The following is a 12,679-nucleotide window of genomic DNA, read 5'->3' as shown; positions in this document are numbered from 1 at the left end:
GTCCCGATGACCACGCACACTCTCCGCGCGAAGCGCCGCAGGTCGGCGCTTCGAACGGTGGCCTTCCTGGCACCGTGGCTCATCGGGTTCGGCGTCTTCTTCGCCTATCCGCTGGTGTCCACCGTGTACTTCTCCCTGATGAAGTACGACGGCTTCGGCACACCGGTCTTCCGCGGCCTGGGCAACTGGGCCTACGTCTTCACCGACTACCCGATGTTCTGGCCCGCCCTGCGCAACACCCTCTGGCTGGTGCTGGTGATGGTGACCTGCCGGGTGGTGTTCGGGCTCGGCGTCGGTCTGCTCATCACAAAGATCAAGACGGGTGCGGGCGTCTTCCGTACCCTCTTCTACCTGCCGTACCTGGCCCCGCCCGTCGCCGCGACCCTGGCCTTCGTCTTCCTCCTCAACCCCGGGACCGGGCCGGTCAACTCCGTCCTCGACGGCCTCGGGCTGCCGACGCCCGGCTGGTTCACCGACCCCGCCTGGTCCAAGCCGGCGCTCACCGCGCTCGCGCTGTGGGGGGTGGGCGACCTCATGGTCATCTTCATGGCCGCACTCCTCGACGTACCGAAGGAGCAGTACGAGGCCGCCGAGCTGGACGGGGCCTCGGCCTGGCAGCGGTTCCGGTTCGTGACCCTGCCGAACATCTCGCCGATCGTGATGTTCGCCGTGGTCACGGGCGTGATCCAGACGATGCAGTACTACACGCAGCCGCTGGTGGCCGGGAAGGTCGCCTCCGGGATCATCGGCGGCTCCGGGCAGCAGTTCGAGCCGGGCTACCCGGACAAGTCGACGCTCACCCTTCCCCAGCTCGTCTACAACCTGGGCTTCCAGCGCTTCGACTACGGCGCCGCCTGCGTGGTCGCCCTCGTGCTGTTCGCCCTGTCGATGGTGTTCACGGCGCTGCTCATGCGGCGCCGGGGCGGACTGATCGGAGCGGCCGACTGATGACCCAGGTACTCGACAAGCCCGCACTGGCGGACGCCACCGTCGCGAGTGAGCGCACCGCGCGCCGGCGCGTGCTCCTGGAGTGGATCGCCGTCCACTCCCTCGGCGTCGCCGCCGCGCTCTTCTTCACACTGCCCTTCGTGTTCGTCGTCCTCACCTCGCTGATGAGCGACCAGCAGGCCCTCACCCGCGACCTCGTCCCGGACACCTGGGAGTGGAGCAACTACCGGCAGGTCTTCGACACCCCCGGCTTCCTGACCTGGTGGAAGAACACCCTGATCTACGCGGGCCTCGGCACCGTCCTCACCGTCGTGTCGTCCCTCCCCGTGGCGTACGCCCTCGCCAAGTTCCGCTTCCGGGGCCGGAATCTGGCGTTGATGCTGGTCATCTCGATGATGATGCTGCCGCCGCAGGTGGTCGTCATCCCGATGTACCTGTTCTGGGCGAAGCAGTGGGACCTGTCGGGCTCGCTGTGGCCGCTGATCATCCCGATGGCGTTCGGGGACGCGTTCTCGATCTTCCTGCTGCGGCAGTTCCTGACGACCATCCCGAACGAGTATCTGGACGCGGCCCGGGTGGACGGCTGCGGCGAACTGCGCACCCTGGTGCGGGTCGTCCTGCCCATGGCCAAGCCGGGGATCGCCGCCGTCGCCCTCTTCCAGTTCTTCTACGCCTGGAACGACTACTTCGGCCCGCAGATCTACGCGTCGGAGAACCCGGCCGCCTGGACGTTGAGTTACGGCCTGGAGTCCTTCAAGGGCGCGCACCACACCGACTGGAATCTGACCATGGCCGCGACCGTGCTGGTCATGGCCCCCGTGATCCTCGTGTTCTTCTTCGCGCAGAAGGCGTTCGTCGAGGGCGTCACTCTGACCGGAGTTAAGGGTTGATATCTGTATGAAGCTCACCGTGGTCGGCGGAGGCTCGACCTACACACCCGAACTCGTGGACGGGTTCGCCCGGCTTCGGGACACGCTGCCGATCGAGGAGCTGGTGCTCGTCGATCCGGCCGCCGAGCGGCTGGAGCTGGTCGGCGGTCTGGCCCGGCGTATCTTCGCCCGTCAGGGGCACCCCGGGCGGATCGTGACGACGGCCGACCTGGACGCGGGCGTGGCGGACGCCGACGCCGTACTGCTGCAACTCCGGGTCGGCGGACAGGCGGCCAGGGAGCAGGACGAGACCTGGCCGCTGGAGTGCGGCTGCGTCGGGCAGGAGACGACCGGTGCCGGTGGCCTGGCGAAGGCGCTGCGCACGGTCCCGGTGGTCCTGGACATCGCCGAACGGGTCCGCCGTACGAACCCCGACGCCTGGATCATCGACTTCACCAACCCGGTGGGGATCGTGACCCGCGCCCTGCTCAAGGCCGGTCACAAGGCGATCGGACTGTGCAATGTGGCGATCGGACTGCAACGGAAGTTCGCCAATCTGCTGGGCGTGACCCCGGCCGAGGTGCATCTGGACCATGTGGGCCTCAACCACCTCACCTGGGAGACCGGAGTCCGCCTCGGCGGCCCCGCGGGCGAGAACGTCCTCGCGCAGCTGCTGACCGACCACGGCGACACGATCGCCGCCGATCTGCGGCTGCCTCGTCCTCTCCTCGACCGCCTGGGCGTGGTCCCCTCCTACTACCTGCGCTACTTCTACGCCCATGACGAGGTCGTACGGGAGCTGCGCACCAAGCCCTCGCGGGCCGCCGAAGTGGCCGCCATGGAGCGCGAGTTGCTCCAGATGTACGCCGACCCGGCGCTCGACGAGAAGCCCGCGCTGCTGGCCAAGCGCGGCGGCGCGTACTACTCGGAGGCCGCCGTCGACCTGGCCGCGTCGCTGCTGGGCGGCGGCGGCAGCACGTACCAGGTGGTGAACACGTACAACCACGGCACGCTGCCCTTCCTCCCCGCCGACGCGGTGATCGAGGTGCAGGCGTCCGTGAGCGGCGAGGGCGCCGCCCCGCTGCCGGTGCCGTCCGTGGACCCGCTGTACGCCGGCCTGATGGCGAACGTGACCGCGTACGAGGACCTGGCGCTCGACGCGGCGCTGCGCGGCGGCCGGGACCGCGTGTTCCGGGCGCTGCTGGCCCACCCCCTGATCGGCCAGTACGAGTACGCCGACGCCCTCACCGACAAGCTGATCGCGCACATCCGGGAGCACCTCGCGTGGGCATGAGCGTTGGGGTGAGCGCGGGCGTGAGCGCGGGTCCGACCGGGAGTGTCCTCGCGATCGACGCGGGCAACAGCAAGACCGACGTGGCGGTGATCGCGGCCGACGGGGAGGTGCTGGGCACGGCTCGCGGGGGCGGGTTCCGGCCGCCGGCGGTGGGGGTGCCGGCGGCCGTGGACGCCCTGGCGGAGGTGGTGCGGGCGGCATTCGCCTCGGCGGGCGTCGAGGCGGTCGACCATGTGTCGGCCTGTCTCGCCAACGCCGACTTCCCCGTCGAGGAGGAACAGCTGGCCGCCGCGCTGCACACGCGCGCGTGGGGCGCTTCGGCCGAGGTCCGCAACGACACGTTCGCGATCCTGCGGGCGGGCGTGGCCGAGCCGCGCGGGGTGGCCGTGGTGTGCGGCGCCGGCATCAACTGCGTCGGCATGCGCCCCGACGGCCGTACCGCCCGCTTCCCCGCACTCGGACGCGTCTCCGGCGACTGGGGCGGCGGCTGGGGCCTCGCCGAGGAGGCGATGTGGCACGCGGCCCGCGCGGAGGACGGCCGGGGCGGCCCGACCGCCCTCGCCCGGACCCTGCCCGCCCACTTCGGCCTGGACTCCATGTACGCCCTGATCGAGGCCCTCCACCTGGAGCGCATCCCGTCCGCCCGCCGCCATGAGCTGACCCCGGTGCTCTTCGCGACGGCGGCCTCCGGCGACCCGCTGGCCCGCTCCCTGATCGACCGCCTCGCCGAGGAGGTGGTCACCATGGCCACGGTGGCCCTCACCCGCCTGGACCTGCTGGAGGAGGAGACCCCCGTCCTCCTCGGCGGCAGCGTCCTGGCGGCCCGCCACCCCCACCTCAACACCCGAGTACGCGCCCTACTGGCCACCATAGCCCCAAAGGCCGTCCCCGAGGTGGTCACAGCGTCCCCCGTACTGGGCGCGGCCCTACTGGGCCTGGACCAAACGGGCGCGAAAACAGAGGCCCACGAGAGAGTACGCGCACATTTCGAAGCCCCCGAGCCCCAAAGGGGCGCGGGGAACTGCGCGAGCAACCACTGACAACCCGCACGCGCCACCGAACCGAACCCCCCGAGCTAGTGCTGGATTCCTCAAACGATGTACGTGTAGCGGCGTCTGAGGGTTCGGGTGGGTGGTACGGGTTTGCCCCAGATCCAGGGTCTGGCGCGGGTGTTGAGCTGGTCGGTGGCGACGCGGGTGGCGTGGGTGATGTGGTCGCGGTCGCCGAAGGAGCGGCCGGCCAGGGCGGTCTTGCGGAATATGCGCCACCAGCCTTCTTGGAGGTTGAGCCAGCAGGCGCCGACCGGGATGAACACGTGCCTGATGCGCGGGTGGTCCTCCAGCCAGGTCCGGGTGGACACGCTGTTGTGGGAGGACAGATTGTCGGTGATCACGTAGATGTCCCCGTGCGGGTTGGCGTCCTCGACCAGCTGGAGGAACTGCTGGTAGAAGACACTGTTACGGGAGGTGGCCGTCATCGTGACCTCGTGGCCGTCCCGGACACGTAAGGCGCCGTAGACCCAGGTCTTCTCCGGTCCGCGGGAGTAGTCGATCTCGTTCTTGATGCGGTGTCCGTCCGGTGACCAGCCCGGTGCCGGCGGGAATGCGCGTGGGATCACCGGGCCGAGTTCGTCGGCGCAGACCACCGTCGCGCCGTCGGGCGGGCTGGTGTAGAGCTCGACGATCCGCGTCCTTTTCCCTCGAAGTCCGGATCCTTCGACCGGGTCCAGGACCGCGTCCGGCGCCAGCGCACACCCTCGGCCAGCAAGATCCTGCGCACCTGGGAACGGCCCACCTGGATGCCCAGCTCCTGAGCGGCTGCGGCCAGTGCGTCCAGGGTCCACTCCGCCGGCCCGGTCTCGTCCGGCGCCCACATCTCATTCGACGGCTGAACCTCCAGCCGACCTGGCGGCGTCAGCTTGACCAGGCCGACGATCCTCGAGCGCTCGGCCTCGGTGATCCTTCGCTTGCGTCCCTGCCCGCCCAGATCCTCCAGTCCCTCCAGCCCCAAGCGATTGAAGCGGTGCAGCCAGCGGCGCACCGTCTTCTGACTGCACCGCAGCTCATCGGCGATCTGCGGGACCAGCCACCCGTCCCAACTCAGCTCCACCATCCGGCACCGCTCCACCACAACCTTCGGCGCCTTTCTGGCCGACGCCAGACGGTGAACCACCGCTTGCTCGCCCTCGTCACGGCCCGGCCGTGCCCGTAACACCATGACCCAGCACCCGCCCCCGAGCACCCGCAACCACCCCGCTACCAGCAGCTATACCCGCTGAAAGCGGAATCCAGCACTAGAGCCAGACCTCGTGCTCATTGCGGTAATGCGGCCAGGGCTGTCCGACCTGCCGTGCGGCAAGCACGTGTTTCATCCCTGCGATCCACGAACCGGGCTGGACGAGTTCGATCATGTAGCGGTCCAGTTCGGAGCGGCCCATTTGCAACGTCCACCCCGGTGCCATGGTGAGAGCTCCCGCCGGTAGGCCGCGCAGTTGTTCCCGCTGGTGGATCTCCATCACGACCTGGCCGGGCTTGAGGCTCGTCTTCCCTGGTGGGAGGACCCAGTGGGCGTCCAGGCCAGCGACCTGGAGCAGACGGGCCAGCGCAGGTCCAGAGGTGTCTCTACGATCACCGAGGCGTAGTCGCCGATCAGCCGAGCGCAAGCGACGGGATGCAGGGGGTAGTTCGCCCACGGCACCCGCAGCGGATCCCGGGCCGTACTTTCCAGGCTGGTGAAGTGGACGTTGTGCTCGTCTCGGCCCGCCGCGATGCCAGCGCTCTCCAGCGCGGTATTCACAGCCTGCTGGAGGCGTTCGTTGAACTGCGGAGAGGGCAGCCCCTGCTGGATACAGCCGAGTTGGTCAACAACGTAGAGGGCCCGGCTACCGGGCACCGCAGTGGCGTGGCAGCCCTCGGTCGCTGCTCGATCAAGAGCTGCGCGCAGTACATCGAGGTGGGTGCGTAGTGGCAGGTCCAGGTCATGAAGCGTCTCCGACGCCCTCTCCCCTGGTAGAGGGCCGGCTTCCAACACTGCGGCCCTGGCCTGGTTGATCCGCCGGATCTGGGCACTCTTGCGAGCCTTCGGATTGGTCTTGATCTCTTCGGTGCGGGGAGGACGGACACGGTCCCACACCGTGACGTCGCCGATGCGCAGGCAGTTGGTCAAGTCATGCAGGAGGGCGAAGGCGCCATTCTCCTTGAAAGCCCTCTCGACGCGATCGAGCTCCGCCAGCAACCCGGCTTTGCCGTACATCGGGCCCGGCGGGTCGTTGCGGGACAGGGCGAGGATGTACGGGCGGTGGAAGTTGAAGGCCCGCCAGGCCAACGCATCTCCAACGGAACGCAGTTGGCGAACCAGCCGGTCACACACGTCGTGCTCGAACCGCCAAGTCTCCACGTCACCGAGGCCGCGGCCCGACTGCGGCTCGGGGGCCTCCGGCTGAGGCGACTTACCCTTACGCACCCGCTCTGCGGCACGCTTGAGCTCCTTACGGTCCTTCTCCGCCTCCAGCAGCCGGGTGAGCAGATCCCGCTGGAAGGCGACGCCGGCCTCCTCCGTCGTGCAGTCCCGCAGCTGCTGGATAAGCGTGGCCAGGACAGGCTGCATGTCCTGGTGCCGCGGGTGCGCCAGCATGTCGTCGGAGTCGTAGTAGTCGGCGTCGAACAGTCCCATGCCCGCAAGTGTGGCGATCAGCTGGACGTCCTGTAACTGCTTTTCAGGGATACCGACGATGCGCTGCACGGGTGTGATGCAGGTTTGGGTGAGGGTTCGGTCACGCTACCTGGAGGGCCGGTGCGGTCATGACAGTCTCGAATTCGATGGGGATCACCCGATCGTGCAGCAGACCCTTCTGATAGATGAAGAGCCGGGAGACATCGGCGTTGAGCTGATGCGGTTTCACGGTGCGCGCATGTATGTGATAAGCCGTATCTCAACCGAACGTGATCGCTTGATTCTTGCTGGTCTTGTGTCCTGAACATGAAAGGGAGTTGGTAGTAGGACAGCTTCTGGAAATGGTGCTGTGCGAGAGATGAAGGTTTGGCCCTTCGGAGTCGCCCTGCGGGGGGAGGCTCCAAACCGCCTCATGCTGCGTTGGCTGAAGACCGTCGTGGTGAGCGATGAGGAAAAGGCGTCGTAAGAGGCGTCAGGTGGGGACTGGAAAGGCGAACGCAAGTGAATCGCTGCTGACGTGTCGAAAAAGATAAAGGCGGCATCGAAACCGGGGTGTGACCAGAATCCCGGGATGAGCCTGGCGGGTGCCCGTTTATTGGCCAGGTGGTGTCCGGCATGTAGGCGACGCGAGTCCAGTCTGCTGCTTTCGCATGGAACAGGAGAAGGCAGGTCCCAACACGCCCCGCCATGCGGCGGGGGAGAGGGAGTGCCCCAAGCGGCGGACACCGCGAGGGGTTGAGTACCGACGCGGGACCTGCTGGCGGACCGGCTCGTAGTAGTGACGAAGCCTCTGTAATGGGGGTGGAGCGAAGGGGTCGGGTCGTTCGTGACTGTGTTGATCACATCAACCGGACTGTGTCCGGGAGGAGTGCGATGGGCCAGTTGAAGTCTCAGATCAAGCCGTTTGATATCTCGAGGTGGGAAGTCAAAGAGGCGTGGGAGGAAGTCAGGGCGAACAAGGGTGCACCCGGGGCGGATGGGCAGAGTATCGAGGACTTCGAGAAGGGCCTTAAGAACAATCTGTACAAGGTCTGGAACCGGATGTCATCGGGCTCGTACTTCCCGCCGCCGGTGTGCGCGGTAGAAATACCCAAGCCGAATGGCGGCGGCACGAGAATGCTTGGCATTCCCGCTGTCGCCGACCGCGTGGCCCAGACCGTTGTGGCCCGGCATCTGATGCGAAGGGTGGATCCGATTTTCCACCCTGACAGCTTTGGATACCGGCCCGGACGGTCCGCCTTGGACGCGGTAGAAAAGTGCCGGGAGCGCTGCTGGAAGCGGGACTGGGTGGTGGAGCTCGACATCTCCAAGTTCTTCGACAGCGTGCCCTGGGATCTGCTGGTCAAGGCGGTGGAAGCACACACCGACGCCGTTTGGGTGAAGTTGTATGTGCGGCGGTGGCTCCACGCGCCGCTTGCCATGCCCGACGGATCTCTGCTTGAACGGGAGTGCGGAACCCCGCAAGGGGCGCCGGTCTCTCCTGTGTTGGCGAACCTGTTCCTGCACTATGCGTTCGATAGCTGGATGGCGCGGGAGTTCCCGAACGTCTGGTTCGAGCGGTATGCAGATGATGCGGTCCTGCACTGCGTCACCGAGCGTCAGGCCCGGCAGGTGCTGGCCGCGCTCATGGACAGGATGGCCGAGGTCGGGCTGCACCTGCACCCGGCCAAGACCCGGATCGTGTACTGCAAAGACGGCAGACGTCGCGGCTCCTTCGAGCACACGGCGTTCACCTTCCTCGGCTACACGTTCCGAGCCAGACAGAACCGGGATCGCTACGGCAAGTCGTTTCAGTCGTTCGATCCGGCTGTCAGCAGGGATGCCCTGAAGAAGATGGGACGGGAAGTGCGGTCCTGGCGCTTGCACACGCGCTCCGATCTTTCCTTCAAGGAGCTTGCCCGCAGGATCAACCCTGTCGTGGCCGGCTGGATCAACTACTACGGCCGGTTCAGGCCGTGGGAATTGAACCCCTTCTTGATGCGCATCAATGCCTACCTGGTGCGCTGGATCCGCCAGAAGTACAAGCGGCTTGCGGCTGAACGGAGAGCCATCGCGAAGATGCAGGAGATCGCCCGACGGTACCCCCGCATGTTCGCGCATTGGCGCTGCACTGTTGCGGCCGTGATGACCTGACGAACAGAACGACAAGAGCCGTGTAACGGGAGACTGTTACGCACGGATCTGTGAGAGCCGGGAGGTGAGATTCCTCCCGGCTACTCGGCAGGCATGGTCTAGCTCGGAATGAGGGAGGCATCCGGCGTCTTGTTTCTGCTCCATGAGCGAGGGGTGCGCGATGGCGTCGGTGCTGGGGATGCTGGAGCAGCGGGAGGTGGCGGCCCGTGTGCGTGTGGAAGGGCTGCGGGAGGAAGTCGCCCGGCTGGCTGGGGCGTTGGAGGCCGCGGAGATCGAGCTGGACCGGCGGGTGATCGCGCGGGAAGAGCTGGTCGAGGCCCTGGCCGCCTCGGCTGCCGAGACCACCGCCGTGACCGGGGTCGAGGCGGAGCAGGAAACCGCGCCCTCGCCCGCGCCGGTGCCGGGCTCGATCGTGCCGCCCTGGCGGGACGGGCTGCCGGTGACGGTGCTGGCGCCGGACTACCAGCGGATCCTGGGCGTGCTCGACGAGCGGCAGCTGGCGGGCCGAGGACCGCTGAAGGCCAAAGAGATCACGGTGGAGCTGGGCCTTGGGACGGCGTCGGCGAAGGTCGAGGGGGTGCGCTCGAAGGCCAGGCGCCTGGCGGAGCGCGGGTGGCTCGTGCAGGAGACGTCGGGGATGTTCAGCGCCGGCCGGCGGCCCGTGCCCGCGCCAGACGCCGCCCCATCCGCGTGACCATCGACCACCGGATCATCGCCTCGCTGCTGGCTGGCAACGTCTCGTAGTCCCGGGCCAGTCGGCGCGAATGCATCAACCACACGGTTGGGTCGGCCGCGCGGCGAGGTGTCTGCCGAGGCAGGTCCTGTTCCGCGCGGCCTCCCGCCGAACCGGACATGATGGTTTCCCGATCATCCGGCTCTCCAGTGACTACAGCGTGAGCGATTCAGGCTGCTCGCGCAGGACACACAACACCGTTGCGGCGATCTGCATTTCGCATACCTCCCGGGTCTGGTGTGTCCGAGTCACCTGGCCCCCTTCGCCCGATGTGGACGGCTTTCCCGTCCTCCCTGGCCGGTCGTTACTCCGGCGACTACTACGGGGCCTCCGTCGCCGTAGGACTCGCGTCCCGTAGGCGATCCCACGTTCGTCTCTGCTGTACGTTCTAGCGCGAGTTAGGCGTCCCACTCATCTCCTTGAATGCCCTCGCTGGGCATCGCTCCGCACCCCGGAGGTGCACGGGGGCACGATCGAACCCCGTGCAGGGTGCAGCGCCGGTTTCAGTTGTCCTTCCGGCGGATGGGAACTTGCATCTGCTGGAGATTGGGCTTCAAACAATCCAGTCTTCGCCATATCGCGCGGGCCTCCCAGCACACCGTCTCTGACAACTGAGCCCGGTTGCTGGTTTGCTGACATGCTGTTGTCCCCTTCACCTTTCGGATCCAGGTAAGTCATCAGGCCCAGGAACCTCCTTCCGAGTTCCTCCCGGCTGAGCCGGGGATACAAACAGAGCGCCTCGTGGCGCACAACGTGCGCTCTACTACCCAGCGCCTCGGCAGCACCACGAACCCCTCTATGTCGTCGGTGCGCTTGACGACCTGAAGGGTGAGCGCGAGTTTCTGCCGGCACCAGTCGGCCAGGCCGCCGGTGTAACCGCCGTCGGCCCAGACCAGGCAGATGTCACGGTGCAGGCGGCGCAGCCGCCGCAGCAGGCCCACCGCAACATCCCGGTCCCCGACGTTCGCGGCGGTCACCGCAACGACCAGCAGCAGACCGAGGCAGTCGGTCACGATGTGCCGTTTGCGGCCGCCCACCTTCTTCCCGCCGTCCCAGCCGCGTGAGACGGACGGCACCGAGGCCGCGGCCTTCACCGACTGCGCGTCGATGATCCCGGCCGTCGGCTCCGCCTCACGGCCTTCGCGCTCACGCACCCGTCCGCGCAGCCGGTCGTGGAACTCTGTGATCAGCCCGTGCTCGCGCCAGCGGCGGAAAAAGGCGTAAACCCGGCCCCAAGCAGGGAAGTCCGCGGGCATCGCCCGCCAGGAGATCCCGCCCGCGACCAGGTAACGGATCGCGTCCAGCATCCAATGCCGCGAAGTTAAGGATTCGGTGGTGGCGTCAAGGCGTCAGGGAGGGTGATCTTGTAGGTGTTCGGCGCGGTGCGGATGAGTCGGCCGTTGCGGGCCCAGTAGCAGAGTTGCGCGGTGACGCTGCTGAGGGGGCGCCCCGAGGTGGGAAGCCCGAGATGCCTCGCGATGTCCCGGGTGTGCATGGCCTGATTGGAGTTCGCGGCCAAGAGCTGGCAGACCTGGCCCCAGCGGCCGGAGAGGGCCCGGCTCGGGTCCTGCGTGCTGGGCAGGGCTGGTGGGTGCACGGTGATCTCGATGGCGGTGATCGGGGTGCTGTCGCGTGGACGCCCGTCGCGGTTCCAGATGTTGTAGCGGGAGGTTCCGCACTTGACGATGCGGGCGGACAGTCGCATCCGGCGCCCGGGAAACAGCGCGTGCAGGACGCGGGCGCCGATGTGTCCCACCAGGTCGGAACGGCTGCTCGGCCCTGGGGCCGCGGTCGTTGCGACTAGGCTGACCACTGTGTCGCGGGCGGCTTCCAGAGCGACGGTGAAGCCGGCTCGGTCGGGATCGCAGCCGGGCATTGTCTCCACCGCGGTCACCATGACCGAGCGCAGGGCCTGGTAGAGGGTGAGTAGTCCCCACATCTCCTGGTTGAGACCCACCGGGTCCTTCGAACGGAGAACCCGGCCTTTGAGCAGGGTGTGACGGAGCGCCAGGTAGGTGATCTCGATCTCCCAGCGCTCGTGGTAGAGACGCACCAGGTGGTCGGCGGGATCGGTGCGGTGGTCGTTGAGCGTGGTCAGCAGGCGGTAGGTCCCGCCGAAGTCGCCGCCGTCAGCGGTGCGGGAGTGGATCTCGGCCTCGATCACCCGCAGCGGGAGACCACCGATCCGGGTCAGGTAGGAGCCGTCGGGCAGCAGCGCCAGCACCGGTGGTCGTCGGGCGCTGGTGGCGCGAATCAAGAACTGCGCCCCCTGAGCTGCGATGTCTGCGAGCAGTTCGTTGCTGTCAAAGGCGCGGTCCGCCAAGAGAAGCATGTCCGAGGTCAGGTGGCCGACCAGGTCGTGGGCGTAGTCGGTCTCGCCCTTGGAGGCGGGACCGAAAACCGCTGCGATCAGGCCGCGGGTGCCTGTTTCGCACAGGGTCATGAGCATCAGCCGGGGGTAGCCGGTTGGGCCGTAGCGGCGTTCGGTGCGGCCGAGCCAGGACCGGTTGCGCTCGTGGTCGGGGACGGACACGCTCCCGCAGCCGTCGAAGGCGACCGTGCGCCAGCGGCGGTAGCGCACTCCAGGCGTGGACGGCTGGGCCAGCGGGCCGGCCAGCACGTCGAACAGCCGCTTGAGCGGCGCCACCCCGACCCGCCGACGCAGATCGCGAAGTGCCTTCTCCGAGGGCTGCGGCACCCGGGCGGCCAGTCCGGCTGCGAGTTTGCCCCACACCAGCCCGGCGCCCAGATTCCCGAACAGCCCAAGCGCGAGCACGAAGTACACCCCGACGCGAGAGGGAAGGCTCCGAAGTCGTCGCTCGCGCGCCCCGGTCTCGTCCAGTACCGCATCGACCAACTCGGTTGGGATGACCTGGGTTAACTCACCGATGTGACCGGGCGCGAACACGTCACCGGTTCCGCCCGTGACAAAGTGGGCCACTGACGTTTTCTCAACGCCTTCATTTCCACGAGTTGTTGAGGACGAGGGCGGCTTGGGCGATGGCGCCGATCCGGCTGGGGCTGAGCGTG

Annotated in this window: 13 protein-coding genes and 1 pseudogene; 6 read left to right on the top strand and 8 right to left on the bottom strand. The window is 67.5% G+C overall.

Annotated elements, in window-relative coordinates:
* Window positions 1–6 precede the first annotated feature (6 nt).
* Genes ACFVJQ_RS38015 through ACFVJQ_RS38000 form a run of 4 tightly spaced genes read left to right on the top strand, consistent with a single transcriptional unit; the run spans window position 7 to window position 4,151 of the window.
* Complete coding sequence (locus ACFVJQ_RS38015) at window positions 7–948, top strand: carbohydrate ABC transporter permease (protein ID WP_385273235.1); 942 nt, start codon at window positions 7–9, stop codon at window positions 946–948.
* Complete coding sequence (locus ACFVJQ_RS38010; protein ID WP_385273238.1) at window positions 948–1,838, top strand: carbohydrate ABC transporter permease; 891 nt, start codon at window positions 948–950, stop codon at window positions 1,836–1,838. The genes ACFVJQ_RS38015 and ACFVJQ_RS38010 overlap by 1 nt, the downstream gene beginning before the upstream one ends.
* 7 nt (window positions 1,839–1,845) lie before the next feature.
* Complete coding sequence (locus ACFVJQ_RS38005) at window positions 1,846–3,111, top strand: 6-phospho-beta-glucosidase (RefSeq protein ID WP_385273241.1); 1,266 nt, start codon at window positions 1,846–1,848, stop codon at window positions 3,109–3,111.
* A complete protein-coding gene (locus tag ACFVJQ_RS38000) occupies window positions 3,108–4,151 on the top strand; it encodes an N-acetylglucosamine kinase (RefSeq protein ID WP_385790282.1) in 1,044 nt (347 codons plus the stop codon). Before ACFVJQ_RS38005 ends, ACFVJQ_RS38000 begins: the two co-directional genes overlap by 4 nt.
* 50 nt (window positions 4,152–4,201) lie before the next feature.
* On the opposite strand, the gene ACFVJQ_RS37995 is transcribed toward ACFVJQ_RS38000, so the two are convergent.
* The 5 genes from ACFVJQ_RS37995 to ACFVJQ_RS37975 all read right to left on the bottom strand — a co-directional run bounded on the left by ACFVJQ_RS37995 (window position 4,202) and on the right by ACFVJQ_RS37975 (window position 7,012).
* The gene (locus ACFVJQ_RS37995) at window positions 4,202–4,756 is read right to left on the bottom strand and encodes a transposase (protein WP_385790280.1); all 555 of its coding nucleotides are present in this window, start codon (window positions 4,754–4,756) and stop codon (window positions 4,202–4,204) included.
* Window positions 4,726–5,328, bottom strand: a complete 603-nt coding sequence (locus ACFVJQ_RS37990; protein ID WP_385790278.1) for a transposase — start codon at window positions 5,326–5,328, stop codon at window positions 4,726–4,728. The genes ACFVJQ_RS37995 and ACFVJQ_RS37990 overlap by 31 nt, the downstream gene beginning before the upstream one ends.
* Window positions 5,329–5,404: 76 nt before the next feature.
* Complete coding sequence (locus ACFVJQ_RS37985; protein ID WP_385790276.1) at window positions 5,405–5,626, bottom strand: hypothetical protein; 222 nt, start codon at window positions 5,624–5,626, stop codon at window positions 5,405–5,407.
* Window positions 5,626–6,852 carry a hypothetical protein gene (locus ACFVJQ_RS37980; protein ID WP_385790274.1) on the bottom strand — a complete coding sequence of 409 codons (1,227 nt, stop codon included), beginning with the start codon at window positions 6,850–6,852 and terminating at the stop codon, window positions 5,626–5,628. Before ACFVJQ_RS37980 ends, ACFVJQ_RS37985 begins: the two co-directional genes overlap by 1 nt.
* 31 nt (window positions 6,853–6,883) lie before the next feature.
* Window positions 6,884–7,012 carry a hypothetical protein gene (locus tag ACFVJQ_RS37975; protein WP_385276589.1) on the bottom strand — a complete coding sequence of 43 codons (129 nt, stop codon included), beginning with the start codon at window positions 7,010–7,012 and terminating at the stop codon, window positions 6,884–6,886.
* Window positions 7,013–7,656: 644 nt separating this feature from the next.
* Here ACFVJQ_RS37975 and ltrA point away from each other — a divergent pair.
* Window positions 7,657–8,916: a group II intron reverse transcriptase/maturase gene (ltrA, locus tag ACFVJQ_RS37970; protein WP_385790271.1), complete on the top strand. Its 1,260-nt coding sequence runs from the start codon at window positions 7,657–7,659 to the stop codon at window positions 8,914–8,916.
* A 160-nt stretch (window positions 8,917–9,076) separates the two neighbouring features.
* Window positions 9,077–9,610 (top strand): hypothetical protein, encoded by a 534-nt coding sequence (locus tag ACFVJQ_RS37965; RefSeq protein ID WP_385790269.1) that lies wholly within the window; start codon window positions 9,077–9,079, stop codon window positions 9,608–9,610.
* Here ACFVJQ_RS37965 and ACFVJQ_RS37960 read toward each other — a convergent pair.
* From ACFVJQ_RS37960 to ACFVJQ_RS37950, 3 genes and pseudogenes are all read right to left on the bottom strand, one after another.
* Window positions 9,558–9,692, bottom strand: a pseudogene (locus ACFVJQ_RS37960) (IS5/IS1182 family transposase); the annotation flags it as partial. The gene ACFVJQ_RS37965 and the pseudogene ACFVJQ_RS37960 sit on opposite strands and share 53 nt — an antisense overlap.
* 634 nt (window positions 9,693–10,326) lie before the next feature.
* Window positions 10,327–10,956 (bottom strand): IS5 family transposase, encoded by a 630-nt coding sequence (locus ACFVJQ_RS37955; protein WP_385276583.1) that lies wholly within the window; start codon window positions 10,954–10,956, stop codon window positions 10,327–10,329.
* A 14-nt stretch (window positions 10,957–10,970) separates the two neighbouring features.
* Window positions 10,971–12,590 carry an IS4 family transposase gene (locus tag ACFVJQ_RS37950; protein WP_385790267.1) on the bottom strand — a complete coding sequence of 540 codons (1,620 nt, stop codon included), beginning with the start codon at window positions 12,588–12,590 and terminating at the stop codon, window positions 10,971–10,973.
* Between the last annotated feature and the right edge of the window lie 89 nt (window positions 12,591–12,679).

Source organism: Streptomyces sp. NPDC127197 (assembly GCF_042672405.1).
Lineage (GTDB): Bacteria > Actinomycetota > Actinomycetes > Streptomycetales > Streptomycetaceae > Streptomyces > Streptomyces flavusporus.
The sequence above is the reverse complement of the archived record's forward strand: the minus strand, read 5'-3'. Positions and strand labels throughout refer to the sequence as shown.

Bases quoted from the DNA above. Each gene is read 5' to 3' on its own strand.
- ACFVJQ_RS38010 (WP_385273238.1), top strand. From the start codon at position 948: ATGACCCAGGTACTCGACAAGCCCGCACTGGCGGACGCCACCGTCGCG.
- ACFVJQ_RS38015 (WP_385273235.1), top strand. From the start codon at position 7: ATGACCACGCACACTCTCCGCGCGAAGCGCCGCAGGTCGGCGCTTCGA.
- ACFVJQ_RS37990 (WP_385790278.1), bottom strand. From the start codon at position 5,328: ATGGTGTTACGGGCACGGCCGGGCCGTGACGAGGGCGAGCAAGCGGTG.
- ltrA (WP_385790271.1), top strand. From the start codon at position 7,657: ATGGGCCAGTTGAAGTCTCAGATCAAGCCGTTTGATATCTCGAGGTGG.
- ACFVJQ_RS37985 (WP_385790276.1), bottom strand. From the start codon at position 5,626: ATGGAGATCCACCAGCGGGAACAACTGCGCGGCCTACCGGCGGGAGCT.
- ACFVJQ_RS37955 (WP_385276583.1), bottom strand. From the start codon at position 10,956: ATGCTGGACGCGATCCGTTACCTGGTCGCGGGCGGGATCTCCTGGCGG.
- ACFVJQ_RS38000 (WP_385790282.1), top strand. From the start codon at position 3,108: ATGAGCGTTGGGGTGAGCGCGGGCGTGAGCGCGGGTCCGACCGGGAGT.
- ACFVJQ_RS38005 (WP_385273241.1), top strand. From the start codon at position 1,846: ATGAAGCTCACCGTGGTCGGCGGAGGCTCGACCTACACACCCGAACTC.
- ACFVJQ_RS37965 (WP_385790269.1), top strand. From the start codon at position 9,077: ATGGCGTCGGTGCTGGGGATGCTGGAGCAGCGGGAGGTGGCGGCCCGT.